Below are 22,705 nucleotides of genomic sequence, written 5' to 3' on the forward strand. Positions count from 1 at the left end.
TCACCACCCGATCGGCATGGTGCGCGGGCCTCGGACGATCATCTGCTGCTTCCAGACGATGTCGCCCGCCAGCCGCAGACCGGGCAGCCGGGTCAGCAGCGCGCGCAGCGCCTCCTGGAGCTCCACCCTGGCGAGCGGCGCGCCGAGGCAGTGGTGGACGCCGTGTCCGAAGCCCAGATGCTGGTTGCCCTCGCGCTCGATGTCCAGCACGCCCGGTGAACTGAACCTGAGCGCGTCCCGGTTGGCCGCGCCCACCGCGACCAGTACCGGCTCCCCGGCGTGTACGAGCGTGCCGCCGACCTCGACGTCCTCGGTGGCGTATCGGGGGAACGCGGCGCCCGCGCCGAGGGGTACGAAGCGCAGCAGCTCCTCGACGGCGCCCGGGATCAGCTCGGGCTCCTCACTCAACCGCCTGAGCTGGTCGGGATGTTCGAGGAGCGCGTAGACGAAGTTCGGGATCTGTGTCGCCGTCGTCTCGTGGCCGGCGACCAGAATACCGACGCACAGATCGACGAGCTCCGTCTCGGAGAGCCGGTCGTCGACATCGCGCGCCTGGATCAGCGCGGACATGAGATCGTCGGTGGCCTCCTCCCGGTGCCCGGCGATCAGCCCGGCCATGTACGCGCGCAATTCCTCGTGCTTGGTGGTGAACTCCTCGGCGGTCAGCCCGCTGGTGGACAGCGCGGCGTCGCTCCACTCGCGGAACAGCGGGCGGTCCTCCACCGGTACGCCGAGCAGCTGGCAGATCACCGCGACCGGGATCGGCAGCGCGAAGTCCTCGACGAGATCCACGGGTGGGCCCATGGCGATCAGATCGTCCACGAGCCCGTCGGCGAGCCGGCTGATGTCGGGCCGCATCTTCTCGACGCGGTGGACGGTGAACGCCTTGGTCACCAGGGTGCGCAGCCGGGTGTGGTCCGGCGGGTCCATGCTGAGGATGCCGCCGGCGCGCTGCTCCGCCCACTGGCGGGGACCGTCGTGCCGCTCCTCCTCGGCGCGGCTGAACCTGCGGTCGCCGAGCACGAGCCGGGCGTCGGCGTAGCGGGTGGCCAGCCAGGCGGGTTCACCGTACGGCAGCTGGACCTTCAGCAGCCCAGGCAGATCACGGGCGTGTGCGTACGCCTCGGACAGCCCGATCCCGTCGGTCCGGTTGAAGGGGTAGCTGGCGGGTTCGACGTGTGCGTTCTGTACGTCGGTCATCGGAGAGCCTCGATCGCGAGTCGTTGACGCGGCTCATTTCGCGCACGGGTCGACGTGTGCGCGAGCCGCAGGATGTAAGCGCTCGATTACAAACGGTAGGAGTGGCGTCCGGTCCCGTCAACCGGGCCTCACCACGGCTGGATTCGGCCCGTCGCGGCATTACCGTGTCGGGTGCACGGAGTACGGGAGGTGCGACATGGCCCACCAGGGGCCCGAGCGACGGCGCAATGCCGCGGAGACGAGACAGGCGCTGCTCGACGCGGCCACCACGCTCTTCGCCGAGCGCGGTTTCGACAGCACCACGGTGCGGGACATCGCCGGCCTGGCCCGGGCGAACCAGGCGCTGGTCTTCCGCTACTTCGGCTCGAAGGAGGCGCTCTTCGAGGAGGTCATGGCGGGGGTCGGGCGGGAGCAGCTGGCCGCCACGCCCGCGGAACACCTGCTCGCCACGGTGCTGCGCGATCTCCTGGCGCCGGCCGCCGACCGGGACCGGTCCCTGGAGGCGTTCCTGCGCTCGGGAGGCAGCGGCGGGGTGGTCTCCGCGGTGCGCGAGCAGCTGGGCGAGGAGTACGCGCGGGTGCTGCGTACGCTGACCTCGGGACCGGACGCGGCGCTGCGCGCGGATCTCGTGCTGGCCTGGCTGCTGGGTATCGGTCTGATGCGGGTGGTGGCGCCCAAGGAGCCGCTGTCGACAGCGGACTCCACCGAGGTGAGCACCTTGGTGCTGGGCGCGGTGAGCACACTGCTGGAACGCGTCGACCGCTCCCCCGCACCCCGGGCGGCACGCGTACCGGCTCCGGCCGCCGCTCCGGAGTCCGAGCGGCAGCCTCAGGAGACCTGAGCGTGGACCTTCGCGCCTAGGTCCTGTCCGGCCGATCTTCGTGGGCCTGCGGTGTCTGGCACGGCACCTCGCGGCGTTGTCGGAGTCGTCCGCGTACTTCCAGTACGAGGACGATCCTCCGCCTTGCGATGCACCGCACCAGACATCGCAGGCTGATCCACGAAGCTCGACCGGACAGGACCTGGCGTCGCGCGCGTCAGACGCGCCAGCCGCGGATCTGGTCCGCCGCCTGGTACACGCCGGCCTTGCCGGACTGGATGGCCCGTACGAGTTCGACGAGGGCCCCGTACGGCGGATCGATCCCCTCACCGGACGCGTGCATATACGCGGCGGCGACCTGGCAGGCGTACAAGCTGTTGCGGTACGGCAGGGGCTCTAGGCGCACCAGCGTGTGGATGAGCGCCGCCGCGCGCCAGGCCACATCGGGCTCGCTGGTCGCCGGGCGCGGGATGCGGGTCTTGTGGCGGGCCACCGCGGCCACCAGCGCCGAGTAGTCGGCCACCGAGACATCTTCCGGAACAGCCTGTTCCTGTACGTCCAGGAGCCAGGCCACGTCGATGTACAGCACCGGCATCAGGCGGCTTCCGCCCGCCTGTCGTGCCGCGCCGGTGGGACCTCGTTGGCGAACGCCTCGTCGAACTCGCCCCGGTGCTGTTCACCCCAGCTGACGGCGTACCTCACGAACTGGAGACGCTGCTGCTCACGGAGGGGCAGGTCATGAACGTACTGCTTGAGCGACTTGCCCTCGGCGGCGGCCGCCGCGCGGACCGCCTCCAGCTCGTCGTCGGTGAAGCTGATGTTGAGTGACGGCATACCCGTACGGTACCTAACTGGTACCGAACAGGGAAGCGGCGTATCCACCGGGCTCCGGCACCGCTACGGAGCCGTCCGCGGCCTTTTGCCGTAACAGCAAATCTACTTGCTCCACGCGCCGCCGACGACACACCATGCCACCCGGCGATCACCACCAACGGCCACCGGCCACGAGTCAGAGCGGAAGGCGCTTCCATGACCGGCGAACAGCTTCAGGACATTCCGGCAGACCAGTACTGGGAGGACTTCTACCGGGCGAAGGACACCGTGTGGAGCGGTAACGCGAACCCGATCCTGGTCCGAGAGGTCACCGGGCTCGCGTCCGGTACGGCCCTCGACCTCGGCTGCGGCGAAGGAGCCGACGCGATCTGGCTCGCCCGGCGCGGCTGGCGGGTCACCGCCGTCGATGTCTCCTCGACGGCCCTCGACCGGGCGGCCGGCCACGCGGCGGAGGGCGGGGTCGCCGACCGCGTCGACTGGCAGCGGCACGATCTGGGGCACTCCTTCCCCACCGGCGCCTTCGACCTCGTCTCCGCCCAGTTCCTGCACTCCCCGGTGGACATCCCCCGTGACCGGATCCTGCGGTCGGCCGCCGCCGCGGTGGCTCCCGGCGGGACCCTACTCGTGGCCGGACACGCCGGGTGGCCCTCCTGGGCGGACGACGACAGGCCCGACGTCCACTTCCCCACCACCGACGAGGTCCTCGACGCGCTCGACCTCCCGGCCGGGCAGTGGCGGGTCGACCGCCAGGAGACCCTGGAACGGTCCCTGACTTCCCCCGACGGCCGGCCCGGCACGCGCACCGACAATCTGCTGAGAGTCAGGCGTCTGACCGGCCCGGAGGCGTAACCGGAGCCGGAGGCGGCGGGGCTGTCGTCGGTGTCCCCCGGCACCCGGCACGGTCCACCGGCACCCGCCGTGCTCAGAACCAGCCCGGGACGACGAACACTCCCCAGGTCACGGCGGGCACCACCACGGCCATCGCGAGGCCCCACACCATGAGACCGCGGAAGACCGTGTCCCGCCGCGCCTCGGGCGAGTTGGCGACCACCAGGGCGCCACTGGTCGAGAACGGTGAGGAGTCCACCACCGACGCCGAGATCGCCAGCGCGACGATCAGCCCGACCGTGCCGACCTCTCCGCCCAGCAGGAAGGGGACCGCCAGTGGGATCAGCGCGCCCAGGATGCCCGTGGTGGAGGCGAAGGCGGAGACGACCGCTCCGATGAGGCAGATGAGCAGGGCTCCCAGCAGCGGGGTACGGACCGAGGCGACGCTCTCGCCGAGATAGTCGATGGTGCCGATCCGTTCCATCAGGCTGACGAACGTGACAATGCCGCAGACGAGCAGGACCGTCGACCACGCGCACTTGTCCACCGCTCCCTTCGCCGAGTCCGGTGAGACGAGGGAGAGAACGACCGTCACGGTGAGGGCCATCAGCCCGACATCGAGGTCGAAGAAGAGGGATCCGACGACCAGGCTGAGCAGACCGAGGAGGGTGAGGACACGGGCGCGGTCGAGGGTGAGCGGTGGTTCCGCGTCGGCCGCGTCGGTGGCGTCGGCGACCGCGACGGCCAGGCCGCCGCCGCTCTCCGCCGCCACCGACGCGTCCGACGGGGAGGACCCGGAAGCCCCGGAGGACGCGGAGGGCAGAGCCGCGGTGACGGTCCGGCCGTCGCCCCCGCCACCCGGGCTGTCACCGTCCCGCGGCTCCCCGGCCGGAGCCCCCGGGCCCGCCGCCGACTCCCGCCGCCCCAGCAGGGCGCGACCGCCGAACAGGAAGAACACGAAGAGGCTGAGGATGGTATTGAAGAGGAAGGAGCAGAGGAACAACAGCGCGGGATTTCCGGGCAGGTTGTTCCGTGACATCACTCCGTTGGTGATGCTGCCGAACACACTGATGGGTGAGAAGCCACCGGCGCTGGCGCCGTTGATGATGAGCAGGCCCATCAGAAGCGGATTGATCCGGTAGCGCTTCGCGAATCCGAGGCCGATCGGAGCGACGAGCGCGACGGCCGCCGGGACCACCGCGCCGACGGCCGTCAGCACGGCGGTGACCAGGAACATGATCCACGGGATGAGCGCGATCCGGCCACGCACCACTCTCATGGCGCTGTGGACGAGCCAGCTCACCGTGCCGTTGTTCTTCGCGATCGCGAAGAGAAAGGTCACACCGACCAACACCACGAACAGATCCCCGGGGAACCCCGCGAAGATGTCGTCGGCGGATTCGTGCACGAATACGGTTCCCACCACAAACGCGACCACGATGGCCAGGGCGCCCATGTGCACCGAGAAAACGGTGGCGACCGTGAATATCAGTACGAGACCAATGAGGGAGATGACGTGATCCGACACAAGGCTTCCTCGCCTTCAGTCCGGCTCCAATATTTCCACAATACGGAATCTCGTTTCCGCAGTCGGAAGTATGGGAGCGGCACCAGAAGGCGTCAAGAGCCATGCTCTGACGTACCGTCACCTCCCGTCGGGGTACGTACGCCGCCCAGCGCGGCGCCGACCGCCGCTGCGGCCTCCCGCACCAAGAGGCCGTAGACGGACTGGTCTTCGCTGGTCAGACGGCTGGTCGGGACATTGACACTGATGCTCGCGACCGGCTGCCCCGCGCCGCCGAGTACGGCCGCCGCGACCGCCGAGACATCCGTGCGCCATTCGCCGCTGTTCGTCGCGTATCCGCACTCCCGGATCTCGGCCAGCTCGGCGAGCAGGCGCTCCGGATCGGTGATCGTGGTGGCGGTGTAGCCGGACAGCCCCTCGGCGAGCTGCCGGTCGATGACCTCGGCGGGGCTCGCCGCCAGCACAGCCTTGCCGTTGGCCGAGGCGTGCAGCGGCAGATTCTGGCCCAACGGCAGGATGATGCGCACCGGCTGGGCCGTCTCCAGCCGCTCGATGAGCACGACCTTGCCACCCTCGGGCACCGCCAGATGGACCGTCTCGTCGGTGCGGCGGCGCAGGTCCTCCATCACCGGTACGGCGACATCGCGCAGCCCCAGTTCACCGGTGGCGTGCCGCCCGACGTGCAGCGCCTTGGTGGTGACCACCCATCGGGTGGGGGCACCGCCCGCCGGGCGGATCCACCCCGCGGTGTGCAGGGTGACCAGCGCGCGCTGGACGGAACTCTTCGGGAGTTCCATGGCCCTCGCCAGGTCCGCGACCCCGACCGGCTGACGCGCGGCCACCTCCTCCAGCGCCCTGAGCGCGTTGAGGACGTTCTGCATCCATTGACTCCCTCGACAGCCGAACCCTATGCTCCCCCGTGCCACGACACGATACGTTGTGCCGCCTCACGGCACAATCCTTGAGGGGAGCCGCTCGCATGACCTCCCGTACCGGCCGCCACTTCCTCCAGATCCCGGGCCCGACGAACGTCCCCGACCAGGTGCTCCGCGCCATGTCGGCGCCCACGATCGATCACCGCGGCCCCGAGTTCGCGGCCCTGACCCTGCGTCTGCTGGAAGCCATCAAGCCGGTGTTCGGCACCGCGGGTCCGGTGGTGATCTATCCCGCCTCCGGTACCGGCGCCTGGGAAGCCGCGCTGGTCAACACCCTGAGTCCGGGCGACCGGGTGCTCTGTTTCGAGACCGGCCACTTCGCCACGCTGTGGCGGGACATGGCCCTGAGCCTCGGTCTGGAGGTGGAATTCGTGCCCGGGGACTGGCGCCACGGCACCGACCCCGAGGTCGTGGCCCAGCGGCTGACGGCCGACCTCACGCACACGATCAAGGCGGTCTGTGTCGTCCACAACGAGACCTCGACCGGCGTGACCAGCCGTATCGCCGAGATCCGGCAGGCGATCGACGCCTCGGGGCATCCGGCGCTGCTGCTCGTCGACACGATCTCCTCGCTCGGCTCGATCGACTACCGCCATGACGAATGGGGCGTCGATGTCACGGTGGCGGGATCGCAGAAGGGGCTCATGCTGCCCCCGGGCCTCAGCTTCAACGCCGTCAGCCGCAAGGCGCTCGCCGCCTCGCGCACCGCCGGGCTGACGAAGTCCTTCTGGGACTGGCAGCCGGTCATCGAGGCCAACCGGCGCGGCTTCTTCCCGTACACCCCGGCGACGAACCTCCTCTACGCCTTGGAGGAGGCCCTTCGTATGCTCGCCGACGAGGGGCTGGACGCCGTCTTCGCCCGCCATGCCCGGCACGCCGCGGCGACCCGGGCCGCCGTCCGGGGCTGGGGACTTGAGGTGCTCTGCGCCGACGACCGCGAGCACTCGGGATCACTGACCGCGGTGCTGCTGCCCACCGGCCAGGACGCCGACAAGGTGCGCGAGATCATCCTCGACCGGTTCGACATGTCCCTCGGCACGGGCCTCGGCAAGTTCAGCGGCCGGGTCTTCCGGATCGGGCATCTGGGCCACTTCAACGACCTCACCCTGGCCGGGACGCTCGCCGGGGTGCAGATGGGCCTCGAACTCGCCGGCGTACCCATCGATCCGCGCGGTCTGGGAGACGCCCTCGACGTACTGCGTTCCCGGTGACGGTCCGAACCTTCTGGAGCGAGTGGACATGACAACGATCAGCTCGGACGCCCCCGCGACCGGGGGTGCGGCGGCAGAGGATTTGGCACACCGTCTCCGGCGGGAACTCGACGGTGATGTGGGGTTCGACGACTACACCCGGCATCTGTTCTCGCGGGACGCGAGCATGTACGCGATCACCCCGGTGGGTGTCGTCTTCCCGCGGCACGCCGATGATGTGCGGGCGGCGGTGGCGGCGGCCGGGGAGTACGGCATCCCGCTGGTGCCGCGCGGGGCCGGGACCAGTCTGGCCGGCCAGACGGTGGGCCCGGGGCTCGTCCTGGACCTGTCGCGGTACATGAACCGCATCCTGGAGATCGACGGCGACCGCCGCACGGCGCTCGTCCAGACCGGGGTCGTCCAGGACCAGCTGAACAGGGCGGCGGAACCGCTGGGGCTGATGTTCGGTCCTGACACCTCCACCAGCAACCGGGCCACCGTCGGGGGGATGATCGGCAACAACTCGGCGGGCAGCGGTTCACTGCGCTACGGCATGACCATCGATCATGTCCGGGAGCTCGATGTCGTCCTCTCCGACGCGAGCCGGGCGCTGCTGGCGCCGGTCGACGAGGTGGAGCGCGCCCGCCGGGCCGCCCTCCCCACGCTGGAGGGAAGCCTCTACAAGCGGCTGCCGCAGATCGTACGCGCCAACTCCGAGGCCATCGCGGAAGGTTTCCCGGAGTTCTGGCGCCGGGCCTGCGGCTACCGGCTGGACCGGATGGCGCGCCCCGACACCCCGTTCGACCTGGCCAAGTTCGTCGTCGGCTCGGAAGGCACGCTTGTCATCGCCACGGAGGCGCTGGTCGATCTCGTACCCAAACCGCGCCACACCATGATCGCCGTCGGCCACTTCACCAGCACGGCCGCCGCCATCGAGGCCACCGAGGACGCCCTGGCCTGTGACCCGACCGCGGTGGAGCTGATGGACCGTACGATCCTCGACCTGTCCCGGCAGAAGATCGAGTACGCCTCGTTGAGCTCCATCCTCGAAGGCGATCCCGACGCGCTGCTCTTCGTCAGCTTCACCGGGAACCACAAGCGGGAACTGCTCGCCGGTATGGAGCGGCTGACCACGCTCTGGGCCCGGCACGGCCACGGCTACCACACCCTCCAGGCCATCACCCCGGACCAGCGGTCCTCCCTGCTGAAGGTCCGCAAGTCCAGCCTCGGTCTGCTGATGGCGGCCGGTGAGGGCACCCGCCGGCCGCTGGCCTTCGTGGAGGACACGGCCGTCGATCCGGTCCATCTCCCCCAGTACACCAAGCGTTTCAAGGAGGTGCTCGACCGGCACGGGCTGACGGCCGGCTTCTACGGCCACTGCTCGGTCGGCTGTCTGCACATCCGGCCGTTCCTGGACCTCACCGACCCGGGACAGGTCGACACCATGCGCGCGGTGGCGGTGGAGATCAAGGACCTGGTCACGGAGTACGGCGGCGTCAACTCCAGCGAGCACGGCGACGGCCTGGCCAGGAGCGAGTTCAACCGGGAGATCTTCGGCGAGCGGCTGTACGAGGCGATGCGCCAGGTCAAGCAGGTCTTCGACCCGGACAACCGGATGAACCCGGGCAAGATCGTCGACGCGCCCTCGATGACGGACAACCTCCGCGACCGGGCGCTGCCGCCCGCGGAACCGCTGCGTACCCGCCTCTCCTTCGAGGTGGTGGGCGGTATGCGAGGCGCCGCGGACCGGTGCATGAACATCGGGCTGTGCCGCAAGAGCGGTACGGGCGCCATGTGCCCCTCGTACATGGCCACCCGCAATGAGGAGGACTCCACCCGCGGCCGGGCCAACGCCCTGGTCAAGGCGCTCTCCGAACCTGATCCGCGCAGGGCGCTCGGGGACGAGCGGCTGCACGGGATCCTCGATCTGTGTCTCATGTGCAAGGCGTGCAAGAGCGAGTGCCCGCTCGGTGTCGACATGGCCACCCTCAAGGCCGAGTCGCTCTCGCACCATCACGATCTGCACGGCGTGCCGCTGCGGTCACGGATCTTCGGCTCGATCCGGCTGCTGAACCGGCTCGGTTCCGCGGTGGCGCCGCTGTCCAATCTGCCGGGGCGGCTGCGCCCGCTGCGGCTGCTGCTCGACCGCCGGCTGGGCATCACCTCGCGGCGCCCGCTGCCGGTGTTCGTACGGCGCGATCTGGTGCGCTGGTTCCGTAAGCACGCGCGCGGCGCCACCGAGCCGGGCCGTCCGGCGGCCACCCAGGGAACGCTCACGTTCCTCGCCGACTCCTTCACCACCTTCACCGAGCCGGACATCGGCCGCTCCGCGATCGAGCTGCTGGAGCTGGCGGGCTGGCAGGTCCGGCTGGAGAGCCGGGGCTGCTGCGGCCGGTCCAGTCTCTCCAAGGGGCTGGTCGACGACGCCAAGGACAAGGCGTTCGCGCTCGCCCATCTGCTCACCGGGACGACGGAGCCCGGCTCACCGATCGTGGGCTGCGAGCCGTCCTGTCTGATGACGCTGCGCGACGAGCACAAGGCGCTGCTGCCGGACGACGCGTCCGTCGAGGACATCTCGGGGCGGGTGCGCCAGGTGGAGGAGCTGCTGGTCGAGGCGGTCGACGACGGCCGGCTGCGGCTGCGTGAGGACTCCTGGCTCGCCGGACGCAGACTGCTCTACCACGGGCACTGCCACCAGAAGGCGGAGGTCGGCACCGCCGCGACGATGAGTCTGCTCAGCCGTATCCCCGGGGTGCGGGTGTCCGAACTGGACGCCGGATGCTGCGGGATGGCGGGGTCCTTCGGCTTCGAGTCCGAGCACTACGAGGTGTCCATGACCGTCGGCCAGGACCGGCTCTTCCCCGCTGTCGAGGCGGAGCCGCCGGAGACCGTGGTGGTGGCGACCGGGGTCTCCTGCCGTCAGCAGATCTTCCACGGCACGCGCCGCGACGCGTGGCATCCCGTACAGCTGCTGTGGGAGGCGGTGGAACTCCCCGACAGGCGTGGGAGAACAGGGGGTCGCCCCTGAGGGTGCGGGCCGGCGGCCATCTGATGGTGGCCGAGGAGCATCGCGCGGGTGGCCTTCGCGCGCGGGCGGGGCCCTGTGGCAGGGGTGGGCGGCGCGTTGTCCCGGGGCTCACTCCCCGGGTCCGGCGCCGCCCTTCAGCCAGCACAGCGCCGCCGCCGTCATCGCGGTGATCCCGGCGGGCAGCGCGGTACGGACGTCCGGCGCGAACTCCGGCGAGTGGTTGGGCGGGAGGGCCGCGAGCTTCTCCTCGGCGGACCCGGGGGTCCGCGCCCACGTGCTCGGGCCCACCGCGCCGAACATCCAGTAGGCGAGCGAAATCCCCGGCATTCCGTGCACGGACACCCCCGCGTCCCCGTACAGCGGGAAGTCCTCGCTCGCCGTGGCCGGCGGCCAGAGGGCCACCCGTTCGCGGCCGTAGAGCCGCAGATGGGCGTCGCGTACGAGCTCCGTGGCCCCGGGGTCGGGATGGGTCACCGGGGAGCGGGAGACGATGGTGATCTCCGGGTCGCGGGGGCAGCCGGACGCGGCGCACTCCGCCCGTACGATCCGTTCCACCGAGGCCGCCATCCGGTCGAGCGCGCGCTCCGACATGGCGCGGACGGTGATGCCGAGCGTCGCCCGGTCGGGGATGAGGTTGCCGCCCGAACCGGAGTGGAGGGAACCGACGTTCAGCACGGCGGGCTCGGTGGGCGCGCACTCGCGCGACACCACGCTCTGGAGCCGCAGGACCGTCGCCGCCGCGGTGACCACCGGGTCCACCGCCAGCTGCGGGGTGCCGGCATGGCCCGCCCGGCCGTGGATGACGGCCTCGAAACCGACGCTGCCGGCGAGCATCGGGCCGTACCCATGGGCGACCATGCCGCCCGGCAGCGGGGCGGTGTGCTGAGCGAGGACCACATCGGGCCGGCCGAAGCGTGCGTACAGCCCGTCCGCCAGCATGGCCCGCGCCCCCGCGAGGGTCTCCTCCGCGGGCTGGCCGACGATCACCACCGTCCCGCTCCACCGGTCCCTGGCACGGGCAAGCAGCGATGCGGCGCCCGCCGCCGCCGCCAGGTGCAGATCGTGGCCACAGGCGTGCATGACCGGGCCCTCGCTCGCGTACGGCAGCCCGGTCCGCTCCGTGACCGGCAGCGCGTCCAGTTCCGCGCGGATCAGCACGCGCGGTCCGTCCCCGTTGCGCAGGACGCCGACGACACCATGGCCGCCGACCTCTCCCGTCACCTCGTAGCCCGCTTCGGTCAGCCACTCCCCCAGCCGGGCGGCCGTGCGCCGTTCCTCGCCGGAGAGTTCGGGATGGCGGTGCAGGTCCAGATAGAAGGCGACCGCCGGACGGAGAATCCCCCGCACCCCGTCCAGGACGGGGGTGTTCTCGCCGGGGTACGCGACAGGTACGTGGTTCACCCGCCCCATCGTGCGGCACGGGCACGGCGGGTGACCTACAGACCGCTGACACGAGCGGTCAGTGGAAGACCTGCCGATGTGGAAGTGGGGTCGGCTGGAATACCTGTGGCACGACAAGGGACCGCCGGGGAAAGCCCGGTGGCCCGGCCTCTCCCAAGGAGTCACCATGGCTGACAAGAGCCCCCTCGCCTCCCTCGCCGACGAGATCATGGAGCTGGAGTCGGAGACCTTCGAGATCTCGGACTACTCGGACGCCAGCGAGGTCGTGCTCGCGGGCTCCACCAGCTGCAGCTCGACGTCGACCTGCTCCTCGACCACCAGCACCACCTCCTGCAGCGCCTGATCCTTCGCGCTCCGCACCACGGGCGGGCGGCACCCGCGGCCTTCCGCGCGGGTGCCGCCCGCTCCGTGGTGTCCGGCCCCGCCGCCGGGGTTACGGGAACGGATGCGGCACGAGCCGGATCTCCGCCTCCGTCAGCTCCCGGTCGCGCAGCCCCGCCCGGAACGCGGCGCTCCGCAGTCGCGGCATACGCGGCGCGCGCTGACGCGACCAGCCGAAGTCGATCGGCAGCAGGCCGGGGACGATCGTGGCGACCGTGCGCAGTCCGATGCGGTGCTGCTCCGGGGTGGTCTGGTCGACGACGATGACATCGTGTCCCGCCCGTACCAACGCGTCGCGGCAGTGGGCCACATCGTCACGCAGGTCGCCCGTTCGCGGCCGCTCCCGCTCCTCCCAGTCGCGGTACACCTCCGCCATCGGCCGCACGGCGGAGGGCTCCAGATAGCCGCGGACATGCTCCGCCGTCCTCGGCAGACCGTACAGCTGTGCGTGGTCCTTGAGGTGCAGCACCTTCCCGAAGTCCTCGGCCATCGCCTCCAGTTCGGCCCGGCGCTCGGCCACCTGCCGGGGCAGATGCGGGATGTACGTGAGCACCTCGGAGAGGGCCCCCTCCAGGGCCGCCGCCGGGTCCAGGCTCGCGCCGGCGCCGAAGGAGAAGGTGCCGGGGCCGCCGTCGCGCCGGACCGCCAGGCCCGTGACGACCGGTACGCCGAGGTCGATCCGGTTGTCGAAGGCGTGGACGTCATAGCCCTGGAGAGCGGCCCGGTCGATCATGGTGCGGACGGTGCGGTCGTCGAGCAAGCCGAGATCGATCTCGGTGAGCGGGGTGGCCCCGTACCAGGCGACCAGGAACGCGTCCCGCTCGATGAGTTCGAGGAGCCCGCCGAGGATCGCCTCCTCCAGACAGCCGCCGATCGCACAGCCGTTGGAGCATTCGAAGACGAAGTTGTCGGAGGCGAGGCCCGCGCTGTAGTGGACGAGCCGGGCCGGAACCAGGACCGGGCGCTCGTCGCGCAGGGAGTGGCCCCAGACCCAGGGGATGGGCCGGTCGGGGTCGAAGGGGCTGACCATCGGGTCGTCACGGTAGGTCTCGGGCGCGTAGAAGCCGCACTCGGCGGGGTCGAGGGCGTCCTCGCCGAGATCGCTGTAGGCCGCGGTGAGCAGGGTGGTGCCGGTGCGCCGGTGCGTACCGGCGTACCGCTCCAGGCCCTCCAGATAGGCCAGATCGCGGCTGGCGTCGAAGCCGTTGGCCTGGCCGCTCCAGGTGACATCGGTCAGCCCCGCGTAGCCGCGCATGAAGACGCTGCCTGCGACCGGCGCGGTGGTGGGTGAGGTGACATTGATCCAGGTGCCCGCCCCGAGGACGCCGGAGACGGGGTTGGCGAGCGCCATGGCCGGCATCGGGTACGCGGACGCCGGGCGCAGCCGGTAGGTGTCCGGTGCGGGCTTCGGCCGGCTCACCGGACCGAAGCCCTCGTCGGCGGGGCCGTCCGTGCCGCGTGGCCCGCAGTGCGGGCAGAGCGGATCGGCGAGCAGCGGATAGGTCCGCACCTCAAGCGTGGCGAGGTCGAGGCGCGAGACCTGCGGGAGGGACCGGTCGGCCGCGCCGGGGCCCGGCGGGAGCACGGCGTCCGGGAGGAACACCGCGCGGTGCAGCGCCTCGACCGCGTCCAGGGCGTACGGGGTGAGCCGCGGCCAGTGGCCGGCCGCGCGGGTGCGCGATCCGGTCTCCAGGGCGTCCCGCTCGGTGCGGGTGCGCAGCCGCTGCCAGCGCATGGCCAGACACTGGCCGCAGGCTGCGGTCGCGTCGCCGCCGCCCCAGGGGCCCACCAGTACGGCCCCCGAGGTGAGATGGACGGTGGCCCCGGGGCGTACGGCGGCGTGGCGGTCCTCGCCCCGGTGGCCGAGTACGTCCCCGGCGCCGAGGGGGACCACGGTCGGCCCCGCGGCCGGGGCGAGCCGTACGGCCAGCTCGCGCCGCAGCAGTTCGCGCGCGGCCTCCAGCGGAGCGCCGTCCATCACCGCGCCGGGATCGCCGGGTGCGTCCGTCGTGGTCGTCGTCGTTGTCATGTGGAGTTGCTCCAGCGGAACGTCTTCAGGGCCAGCGCACCGAAGACGACGGTGAAGACGACCAGTCCCCCGCATCCGAGGGCGATGTCCCCGAGGTCGCCCCGGCCCGACAGGGCGGCGGACACCGCGTCATTGAGATAGCGCAGCGGCAGCACCCGCGAGATCGACTGGAGCCAGGACGGCATCATGTCCAGCGGCAGGAACGAGCCGGAGAGGAAGGCCATCGGCACCATCAGGCAGTTGGCGATGGCCGCGACGGCCTCGGGCGTGTCGGCGTACGAGCCGATGACCACGCCGATGGTGAGGAACGCCGTGATGCCGAGGACCAGCACGGGCAGCGCCAGCGGCCAGCGGCCGTCCAGCTCCAGCCCGAACAGCGGCAGCATCGCCACCGCGATGAACACCACCGCCTGGAAGACCCCCACGCCGAGGGCCAGCACATAGCGGGAGCCGAGGACCGACGACAGCCGGGTGGGGGTCATCCGGATCAGCCGCAGCAGATCGTCGCGGCGCCACTGCATCAGGGTGAAGGCGACTCCGAAGACGGCGGCGTTTGCCACGCCCCAGGACATGACGCCCGGCGCGATGTAGGAGATGTAGGGACGGCCGGTCTCCTCCACCTCCTGGCCCCGGAAGATCAGTCCGAAGACGACCAGGAAGAGCAGCGGGAAGGCGAAGGTGAAGAAGAGGGTCGCCTTGTCCCGGACCTGCGCCCGGTAGCCGGCGCCGGTCAGTGCCGCGTACGCGCTCATCCCTGCTGCTCCGTGTCGTTGGTGTCGTTGGTGTCAGTGGTGCCGGTGTGGTCGGTGGTGCCGGTCAGTTCGAGGTAGACGTCCTCCAGCGTGGCGGTGCGGGTCTGGACGCCGTCCAGACCGCCGAGTGCGTCGACCGCTTGGAGGACCTTTCCGGACTCGGCCGTCTCCAGTACGAGGGAGCCGCCCTGAGCGGTGACCCGGTCGACCCCCGGGATGGCCGCCGCGGCCTCCTGGCTCATCCGTTCCGCCGGGATCAGCAGCCGGGTCGGCGCACCGGCGGCGGTCACCAGATGGTGTGGGGAGTCGAGCGCCACGACCGAGCCGGCCACGAGGATGGCGACCCGGTCGCAGAGCGCCTCGGCCTCGTCCAGGTGGTGGGTGGTGTAGACAATGGTGCGGCCTTCGCTCTTCAGCTCGCGCAGCACCTTCCACAGATCGCGCCGGGCCTGCGGGTCCAGGGCGGCGGTCGGCTCGTCCAGGAAGATCAGCTCGGGGCCGTGGACCAGGGCCGAGGCGATGGCCAGGCGCTGGCGCTGGCCGCCGGAGAGGTTCTCCACCATGACATCACGCTGATCGGCCAGCCCGACGGTGCCGAGTGTGCTGTCCGCGTCGGCGCGGCTCGCCCCGTACAGGGCGGCGACGGTACGCAGATGCTCCCGCGCGGTCTGGCGCACGAAGAAGGCCGAGGACTGGGTCTGGACGCCCAGCCGTGGCAGCAGCGCCACATTCCGCGGCCAGGGGGACTGGCCGAGAACCGAGACGGTTCCGGAGTCCGCCTGCCGCAGGCCCTCCATGATTTCGACGAGGGTGGTCTTCCCCGCGCCGTTGGGGCCGAGGAGTCCGAAGAACTCCCCGCGGCCGACCTGGAGTGACACCCCGTCGACGGCCTGCCGGTCCCCGTATCGTTTGCGTACCTCCTCGACGACGATCGCCGCTCCGGTGGCCGCCTCGTGCGGCACGGACGCCATGGTCCTGGCCTCGCTCATGTGGTTCTGCGCCCCTCGGGGGTTGTGGGTCAGTGAACTAGTAGGAAGTAGAGCCCTGTCGCCAGAGCCGCCACCAGGAGAAGGACGAGCAGGGCCGACCCCACCCCGTAGGAGAGGTAGACGACGCGGGCCCGGCGCGGGTACGCGGCGGCGGCCGGCCGGTCGCCGAGGCACAGCCGCAGATAGCGCCCGCTCTCCGGCGCGAGACCGGAGACTCGCAGCGTATGGCTCAGCATCGTGTAGCCGTCGAGCGGAGGCAGGGGCAGCAGGTTGACGAGTGCCTGGAGACTGCCGAGCAGCAGCAGTCCGGACAGCACCTTGCGGGTCGGGTCCCCCTCGGGGAGCGCGGCCCACCAGCCCAGGAACGGCAGCAGGAAGAGCAGATTGGCGAAGGCGCCCGCCCCCGCGACCACGAGCTGATGCCAACGGGTACGCAGATAGCGGTAGTTGTCGACGGTGCAGTACATCACGGCCACGGGCAGCCGCCAGCGCAGCCCGATCTCGCTGACCGTACCCCCGTAGTGCCGGGCGCTCACCCCATGGGCCAGTTCGTGCAGCGCCGTGCTCAGCCAGAGCAGGGTGAAGACCGCGATCAGTGCGGCGGGCTGGTGGAACAACCACCATGTGTCACGGGCGAGTTCGGGCAGGTCCGTCGCGAGCAGGACCTCCATCGCCACCATGAGCACGGTCAGCGGCAGCAGGACCGGGGTCCGCAGTGCGGGGCGCAGCAGCCGGTGCAGGCGTGTGGTGGTGGCGTCGGCGTCGGCGACCAGCCGCAGGGTGCCCCGCAGCAGTGTGCCGCTGAACGGTGTGCCGGGCGGGGTGGCGGGTGCCGGCCGGGGCGGTGCGCCGGCCAGCAGGCTTCTGGCGCCCAGCAGATGCAGCAGCCGCTGCCAGTGCGCGGCGGCGAGGCGTTTGCCGAAGGTATCGGCGTACTCCTCCCCGATCTCCGCCAGGGTGCGGCTGCCGTCGAGCCGGGAGATCAGGAAGTACTCCTTCGCCCCGACCTCGAAGGCCCCGCCGCCCTCCGGCTCCTTGATCAGATGCACGGTGGCGGGGCCGTGCAGCAGTGCGGGGCTCAGCAGGACGCCGGGGCGCAGTGCCGGGCGGTGCGAGAGGAGTTCCCCGGGGGTGGCGGTCATGGGATCGCCGCCGGGGCGGGTGGGGTGACGGTGTCCTCGCGCAGGACCCGGCCGAGTACATGGGAGAGATACGCCTCGTCGCGGATCGTCACATGCAGCCGGTTGTTGGTCATGTGCATGTACGGGGAGAGCAGCAGCGGGATCGCCACGGCGGGATCGGTGACGCGCTCGTCGCGCGTACCGTCCCAGGAGCGGAACACCAGCTCGCCGCCCACGGTCAACTCCTCGGCACGGGTGCGCAGTTCGAGGCAGTGTTCGGCCCAGCCGCGCAGGAAGGCGGGGAGTGAGCCGAGTTCACCGGTGCGGACGGCCCGCCGGATCCCCTCGAAGCGGCGGCCGAGGCCGGGAGCCATCGCGGCGTAGTTCTTGTCGTACTCCTTCGACCCGATGAAGCCGGTGCCGGGGAAGGCGTTGTGCCAGAACTCGTAGTAGCGGTCCAGATACTCCCCCAGCTCCTCCCGCTCGCGCAGGAAGCAGCCGGCCATGACCATCATCAGCTGGGCGGACGTGCCGAGCAGCACGGTGCGCAGATGCAGGTTCATGGTGCGGAAGGCGTCCATGACGAGATCGCTGGAGTGCGCGAAGTGCCACTCGGCCAGCTCGATCCCGGCCGGGCCGCCGTACTTCCCGTACTCGGGTTCGTACGGTTCGTAGGAGAAGGAGTTGTTGGGCCGCAGGTTCATCCGGCCGTCCTCGTTCATGAACGCGCCGCGGTCGCCCTCCGGGAACTCGATCTCGAAGAGGGTGTTGTAGAACTCGTTGAGGAACCCGGAGTCCACTTCGTAGAGGGCGGGGCGGGCGCGGAGGAAGCCGCTGATGGCCTCCTCGGCGCGGCGCCGTACCTCGGGGGTGGCGGTCGCGTCGACGGGCTTGAGCCGGAGGCGGACATGCGGTCCCTCCAGCCAGTAGTTGATGAAGAAGTGGCCGGCCAGCAGGCCGCCGGCGGTCAGGTCGGCCACCAGCGGGCGGACACAGTTCACCAGCAGGGGCTGGGGATTGGCCGCGTAGAAGATGTGGACGGCCTGCCAGTCGGCCGCGCCGGGGCCAGGGACGGGGGCGGAGCCAGGGACGGGGGCGGGCGCGGGGACCGGTGTGGGGCTCGGCGCGGGGGTCAGCTCTGACATGTCGGTGCGCCCTCTCTGCGTCGGGTCGAGGTGAAGGTCTCCACGGCCAGCTCGGCCACATGGCTGCCGCGCGCGGAGCGGACATGCAGCCCGTCGCGCCCGGGGAGCATCTCCCGCAGGACGACCCGGTCGTCCGGGTCCGCAGGCAGTGCTTCGAGGGCGGTGAGGGAGAGCGCGCTGTCGAAGTCCACGTACTGCGGCTTGGCCCCCGCGCCGCCCCTGGGGCCGCTGGAGACAGTGGCGAACACCTGGTCGGGCAGGGCGTGTTCGCGACGCCAGCGCTGCCAGCCGAGGAACCACTCCTCATCGCCCGTGCCGGGCCGGCGGACGGGCAGCGCGCCGGCCGTCGTGGTCCAACTGCGGCGGCTGAGGACGACCTCGCCGTGCAGCACCCGGGGCCGCGTGGTCACACCGTCGTGCGCCTCGCCCGCCGGGACACCGCCCCAGACGTCCAGGGGCGCCATCGAAGTCGGGGACATCAGCAGCAACGTACGCGGGATCTCGGGCAGGGCGAGCGGCACCAGATAGCCGAGATAGACGGGGACGACCTCGCGGCCGAGCCGGGTGGAGCGCAGCACCAGCCGGTCCGTCTCCGCGTCGTGCTCGACATGGAGATCGTCGAGGTGGATGCGCCGTTCCTCGGGGACGGTGCTGGATTCTCCGGGGCAGACGATCTCGTAGTCGGTGAGCGGGCTGTGCAGATTGAGATTGCTGGTGACCGCTCCTCCGGTGATCTCGGCCAGCACCGCTCCGTCGGGGGTGACGGCGGCGGCGGTGTCGCGCAGCCCTCGTGAGAAGGCCCCGGACCGCCGCTTCTCCGCCCGCTCCACCGGGCCGGCCGTGGAATACGTGTCCTCCGTGGAATACGTACCGTCCGTCTCGTTCGTGTCGTTCGTGCCGTCCGTGTCGTAGACATGGGTGAAACGGCTGAAGGGGAAGGAGAGCCCGCCGTACGAGCGGTTGAGCACGACGAGCGGCGCGCCGTCCCTCTCGGTGAGCTGGAGATGGTGGCACTGCGGTGCGAAGTCGGCCGCGAGCAGGGCGAGTTCGTCCGCGACGAGCCCGAGATCCCGTTCGTCGAGCCGGATCTCGTCCGCGTCCGCGTGCTCCTCCCAGAGCCGCCGCATCCGGTCGATGAAGGCACGCCGCGCCGCGTCGATCGCGCGGATCCCCGGCAGGCCGAGCCAGTTCTCCTCCGGCACGTACTCGCCCCCGTCGTCGAACGGCCGCCGCTTGCCCGCGAACGAGAGGTACTGGTCGAAGAAGTCCTCGTGGAAGTCATGGACGAGGCCCAGAAGATCGTCGCACCGGCCGCCACGGCCGTAGCGCGCGACGAAGAAGCCCTTGAAGGTGACCCGCTGAGGGAGTGTCAGGTCGAAGGCGGGGAGTATCCGCTCGACGGAGCGCAGCGCCCCGTCGGCCGGCCCGGTCCAGGCACCGAGCCCGCAGGTCACCTCACGCCCGGCGCTGACGTCCTCGTAGAGCAGGGTCTGCGGCAGCGTGGCCTCCGCCGCGCCCAACTCGGCCTGGCCCTGCCGCAGTCCGGCGCGCAGGTCGCGCAGCAGGTCCGCCCGTTCGGCGCGGCCCGCGGAGGGAAAGCGGTCGATGGCGCGGAGGGGACCCTCGAAGGCGGCGGCCAGCCGGTCGGCCCAGGGGCGCCCGAGGGTGCGCAGCGCGCTCTGGAAGGAGCGCAGGGGATCGGGGCTGTGGACGTCGGTGTCCAGGCATGGCACCCGCACGAGCCCGAGCTGGAGGAGCGCGGCCACATAGGTCTCGCACTGCGCGGGCTCGGCGTCGTGCTCGGCATGGAGCCACTCCACCAGTTCGCCGTAGCGCAGTTCGTCCCGTCCCTCGAACAGCCCGAGCAGCCGGTCCAGCGTGCCGCTGCGGCGGAGGTAGAACAGCCGGTCCTTGACCGCGTCGAAGGTCACCGCGGCCGAGTCGTCACCCGCGCTGATCCACTGGCGTACGTACCGGATCCGGTCGTCGTCCCGCTCCCAGCCGGAGGCCGGCCGTACGGGCAGATCGCCCCGCCGGGCGGGGTCGGCGACGATCAGTTCGGCGAACCGGCCCAGCACGACGACACTGAGCCGCACATGGCTCGACCACACGTCGTCGACACGGATGGTGGGGTCCGCGGCGTCGCGTCCGGGCTCCCCTCCGTCGCCACCGCCGTCGCCACCGCCGTCGTCCTGGAAGACGCCGGTGGCGACGCCGGTGAAGGTGCTGAACGGACTGGTCTTGCAGGCTGTCCGGTACAGATACGACAGCACCGACCGCTCGATCTTCCGCATCCGCTTGTCGGGGGACACGCCTGCCGCGGCCCCTGCCTCGGCCTTGCCGATATAGGCGTCGAGCTGTCCCTCCAGGGTCGGGGAGGCCAGCAGAAGACCGCAGCGCAGCCGGTCCTCGGCGAGGAGCCCGCGCAGCGCGGCCCGGGTCCTGCCGAGGTCGGCGGCGAGCAGTGGCGCCCCCTCGGCCCGCAGCTTCTCCAGATGCCGCCGGTCCCGCAACCACTCGGCGGTCGCCTCCGCCGCGCGGGGGTCGAGTCCGGCGACCAGCCGGACGGCCGCCTCCGGGTCGGCGGGCAGCCGGTTGTTGAAGATCTGGCGGCGCAGTCCGAGCAGTTCACGGCGCTGGCCCGCGCCCGCCCCGTCCGGGGCGACATCGGTGGTGCTCACCACCTCGTGCAGCAGATCGCTCAGTCCGTCCGCACGGGCCCGGAGCCGGTCCTCGGCCGCGAGGACGTCGTCCGCCCACCGGCGGCTGTCGCCGCAGCGCAGCGCCTGGACGGACTCGACCGGCAGCCCCGCGACACGCAGCATGAAGCGCCGGCCCGGTTCCCAGCCGGCATCCGTCGTGTGCGCGTCCGGTGTCATCACTCGTTCCCCCATCCCGGTCAGCCGATCTCGTAGCGGAAGTCGGCGGGCCGTGGCCGCTCATTGCCGAGCAGCATGATCAACAGGGGCTTCTCGCCGGTGCGTTCGAGGCCCAGCTCCTCGATGTACGAGATGTTGTCGAAGCCCAGGGCGACGCCCGCACCGAGCCCGAGGGCGGCGGCCACGGTGTAGAAGGTCTGCGCGACGGCCCCGATCGTGCCGTTCACCAGCCGGTAGCCGCGATCTCCCACCGCGTCCAGGACGGCGGCGGTGCGGATGGTGGGGACGATCACCACACCGGCCTGCTCCAGGTTGTAGTTGGAGAGGAAGTAGTTGCGCTGGAGGAACGGTCCCGGCGGGCCCGGCACCACCGGGCGCAGGGTGTGATCGGCGGGATCGTAGGCGTACGCGCCGGGCGCGACGCCCTCGACGTGGTTGATGAACGCGTACAGCGTGATCAGGCCCGGCGCGGCGGTGCCGCCCGGCGCAACGGGGCGTTCACTGTCGCCGCCGAGCGAGGCGGTGACGCAGGCGTCGAGAGTGGCCGCCAGTTGCGCGGTGGTGACCGGGCGGGCCGCGTCGAAGCGCCCGAAGCTGCTGCGCCGCTCCCGCAGGGCGTCGCGCACACTCACCGCCGGCAGCTCGGGCTCCGGCAGCACGACGGGCGTGCCCGTCGCGGTGGGCGGGATCGCGGCCGCCGGGTCGAGCGCGCCCGGCTCCGGGCGGTCGGTGGCGGCTTCCACCGTCGCCGCGTGGATCCGCTGGAGGGTCTCGAAGCGCAGGACCGTACGGGAGCGTTCGACGTCGGTGTGCCGGACGGCGGGGACGTCGGGGAGAGCGGTCACGGAGAGCCCGGCGGTGGGCTCGGCACCCTCCCAGGCCAGCGGGACGACGGCGAAGATGCCTTCTTCCTGGTTGGGTACACCCAGCACGTGGCTCAGCCTCTCCTCGTCGAACCACAGCGCGGGTTCGACACTCAGCCCCTGCGCGCGGGCCCAGATACGCCAGGTCCCGACGATCGCCCCGAGATCCATACTCACCGCGTGGAAGGAGAAGCTGTTGTACTTGAACGCGTTCTGCCAGTACTTGATCCCCAGGACCAGGAACTGGTCCCGGTCCGCGCCCGCCGCCCCCTCCCCGAGCGCCGCCCGCACCTCACCGGTCACATCGCCCGCGAGCAGCCGCTGCATGGAGTGGTGCGGGGCCGAGTAGTAGTGGATGCCCGGCGCCCTCGGCCCGCTGGGGCCGGAGACCCAGTAGACGCCGACCGGGTAGAGACCGCCGCCGGAAGCCGTGCCACGGGACCAGTTGGCCTGGGTGTAGTGCGGCAGCGCGGCGAGGTCGGTATTGGTCTGGACACCGAGCCGGCGTCCGGTCAGACCGTAGGAGTCGCGCAGCATCCCGGAGAGCGAGCCCAGGGTGAACGACCGCTGTCCGCCGCGCCCTTCGGTACGCAGACAGCCGGCCGCCACGGTCGCCCCCTCGGGAAAGTCCGTGTCCGGCAGCGGGAAGGACTCGACGCCGGGGTAGAACTTCGCCTTCCTCGGCCGATCCGCCCAGTCGGGGACGAAATCGGCGGGCTCCATCGGGATCCGGCCGCGCTGCATGATCGCGGCCGCATAGTCATGGGCGTAGCCCACGGGACCCT

18 protein-coding genes are annotated in these 22,705 nt (G+C 71.2%); 5 read left to right on the top strand and 13 right to left on the bottom strand.

Annotation, left to right across the window (positions count from 1 at the left end; all coding sequences use genetic code 11):
* A complete protein-coding gene (locus ACIRQP_RS19110; protein WP_403891145.1) occupies window positions 1-1,200 on the bottom strand; it encodes a cytochrome P450 in 1,200 nt (399 codons plus the stop codon).
* Window positions 1,201-1,396: 196 nt separating this feature from the next.
* Here ACIRQP_RS19110 and ACIRQP_RS19115 point away from each other — a divergent pair, with 196 nt between their 5' ends.
* Window positions 1,397-2,041 (top strand): TetR/AcrR family transcriptional regulator, encoded by a 645-nt coding sequence (locus ACIRQP_RS19115; protein ID WP_403891148.1) that lies wholly within the window; start codon window positions 1,397-1,399, stop codon window positions 2,039-2,041.
* A gap of 196 nt (window positions 2,042-2,237) precedes the next feature.
* Here ACIRQP_RS19115 and ACIRQP_RS19120 read toward each other — a convergent pair whose 3' ends face one another.
* Both ACIRQP_RS19120 and ACIRQP_RS19125 read right to left on the bottom strand, forming a co-directional pair.
* Window positions 2,238-2,615 (bottom strand): toxin Doc, encoded by a 378-nt coding sequence (locus ACIRQP_RS19120; RefSeq protein ID WP_403891150.1) that lies wholly within the window; start codon window positions 2,613-2,615, stop codon window positions 2,238-2,240.
* Window positions 2,615-2,854 (bottom strand): hypothetical protein, encoded by a 240-nt coding sequence (locus tag ACIRQP_RS19125; protein ID WP_249953645.1) that lies wholly within the window; start codon window positions 2,852-2,854, stop codon window positions 2,615-2,617. The genes ACIRQP_RS19120 and ACIRQP_RS19125 overlap by 1 nt, the downstream gene beginning before the upstream one ends.
* A 195-nt stretch (window positions 2,855-3,049) precedes the next feature.
* Here ACIRQP_RS19125 and ACIRQP_RS19130 point away from each other — a divergent pair, with 195 nt between their 5' ends.
* Entirely contained in the window at window positions 3,050-3,703 is a 654-nt protein-coding gene (locus tag ACIRQP_RS19130) for an SAM-dependent methyltransferase (protein ID WP_403891153.1), read from the top strand.
* A 73-nt stretch (window positions 3,704-3,776) separates the two neighbouring features.
* On the opposite strand, the gene ACIRQP_RS19135 is transcribed toward ACIRQP_RS19130, so the two are convergent.
* Entirely contained in the window at window positions 3,777-5,210 is a 1,434-nt protein-coding gene (locus ACIRQP_RS19135) for an SLC13 family permease (RefSeq protein ID WP_403891155.1), read from the bottom strand.
* Window positions 5,211-5,302: 92 nt separating this feature from the next.
* Window positions 5,303-6,088 carry an IclR family transcriptional regulator gene (locus ACIRQP_RS19140; protein WP_403891158.1) on the bottom strand — a complete coding sequence of 262 codons (786 nt, stop codon included), beginning with the start codon at window positions 6,086-6,088 and terminating at the stop codon, window positions 5,303-5,305.
* A 98-nt stretch (window positions 6,089-6,186) separates the two neighbouring features.
* Here ACIRQP_RS19140 and ACIRQP_RS19145 point away from each other — a divergent pair, with 98 nt between their 5' ends.
* Entirely contained in the window at window positions 6,187-7,353 is a 1,167-nt protein-coding gene (locus ACIRQP_RS19145; RefSeq protein WP_403891162.1) for a pyridoxal-phosphate-dependent aminotransferase family protein, read from the top strand.
* Between the two features lie 28 nt (window positions 7,354-7,381).
* Window positions 7,382-10,360, top strand: coding sequence for an FAD-binding and (Fe-S)-binding domain-containing protein (locus tag ACIRQP_RS19150; protein ID WP_403891165.1), 2,979 nt, complete (start codon window positions 7,382-7,384; stop codon window positions 10,358-10,360).
* 108 nt (window positions 10,361-10,468) lie between these two features.
* Here the strand turns inward: ACIRQP_RS19150 and ACIRQP_RS19155 are convergent, their stop codons facing one another.
* Entirely contained in the window at window positions 10,469-11,770 is a 1,302-nt protein-coding gene (locus ACIRQP_RS19155; protein ID WP_403891168.1) for an amidohydrolase, read from the bottom strand.
* Window positions 11,771-11,927: 157 nt separating this feature from the next.
* On the opposite strand from ACIRQP_RS19155, the gene ACIRQP_RS19160 reads away from it, so the two are divergent.
* On the top strand, window positions 11,928-12,104 hold the full coding sequence (locus ACIRQP_RS19160; RefSeq protein ID WP_129766434.1) for a thiazolylpeptide-type bacteriocin: 177 nt from the start codon (window positions 11,928-11,930) through the stop codon (window positions 12,102-12,104).
* A 90-nt stretch (window positions 12,105-12,194) separates the two neighbouring features.
* Here ACIRQP_RS19160 and ACIRQP_RS19165 read toward each other — a convergent pair whose 3' ends face one another.
* From ACIRQP_RS19165 to ACIRQP_RS19195, 7 genes are read right to left on the bottom strand one after another with little or no spacing between them, the layout of a single operon-like run.
* Entirely contained in the window at window positions 12,195-14,171 is a 1,977-nt protein-coding gene (locus ACIRQP_RS19165; RefSeq protein WP_403891170.1) for a TOMM precursor leader peptide-binding protein, read from the bottom strand.
* Window positions 14,168-14,923, bottom strand: coding sequence for an ABC transporter permease (locus ACIRQP_RS19170; protein ID WP_403891173.1), 756 nt, complete (start codon window positions 14,921-14,923; stop codon window positions 14,168-14,170). Before ACIRQP_RS19170 ends, ACIRQP_RS19165 begins: the two co-directional genes overlap by 4 nt.
* Complete coding sequence (locus tag ACIRQP_RS19175; RefSeq protein ID WP_403891175.1) at window positions 14,920-15,912, bottom strand: ABC transporter ATP-binding protein; 993 nt, start codon at window positions 15,910-15,912, stop codon at window positions 14,920-14,922. Before ACIRQP_RS19175 ends, ACIRQP_RS19170 begins: the two co-directional genes overlap by 4 nt.
* Before the next feature lie 29 nt (window positions 15,913-15,941).
* Complete coding sequence (locus tag ACIRQP_RS19180; protein ID WP_403891178.1) at window positions 15,942-17,054, bottom strand: peptidase M50; 1,113 nt, start codon at window positions 17,052-17,054, stop codon at window positions 15,942-15,944.
* Window positions 17,051-18,178: a lantibiotic dehydratase C-terminal domain-containing protein gene (locus ACIRQP_RS19185; protein ID WP_403891180.1), complete on the bottom strand. Its 1,128-nt coding sequence runs from the start codon at window positions 18,176-18,178 to the stop codon at window positions 17,051-17,053. The genes ACIRQP_RS19180 and ACIRQP_RS19185 overlap by 4 nt, the downstream gene beginning before the upstream one ends.
* Window positions 18,166-21,057, bottom strand: coding sequence for a lantibiotic dehydratase (locus ACIRQP_RS19190; RefSeq protein WP_403891182.1), 2,892 nt, complete (start codon window positions 21,055-21,057; stop codon window positions 18,166-18,168). The genes ACIRQP_RS19185 and ACIRQP_RS19190 overlap by 13 nt, the downstream gene beginning before the upstream one ends.
* Window positions 21,058-21,077: 20 nt before the next feature.
* Window positions 21,078-22,697: a nitroreductase family protein gene (locus ACIRQP_RS19195; protein ID WP_403891185.1), complete on the bottom strand. Its 1,620-nt coding sequence runs from the start codon at window positions 22,695-22,697 to the stop codon at window positions 21,078-21,080.
* Between the last annotated feature and the right edge of the window lie 8 nt (window positions 22,698-22,705).

Origin of the sequence: Streptomyces sp. NPDC102274 (genome assembly GCF_044766385.1) — a bacterium.
Classification (GTDB): Bacteria; Actinomycetota; Actinomycetes; order Streptomycetales; family Streptomycetaceae; genus Streptomyces.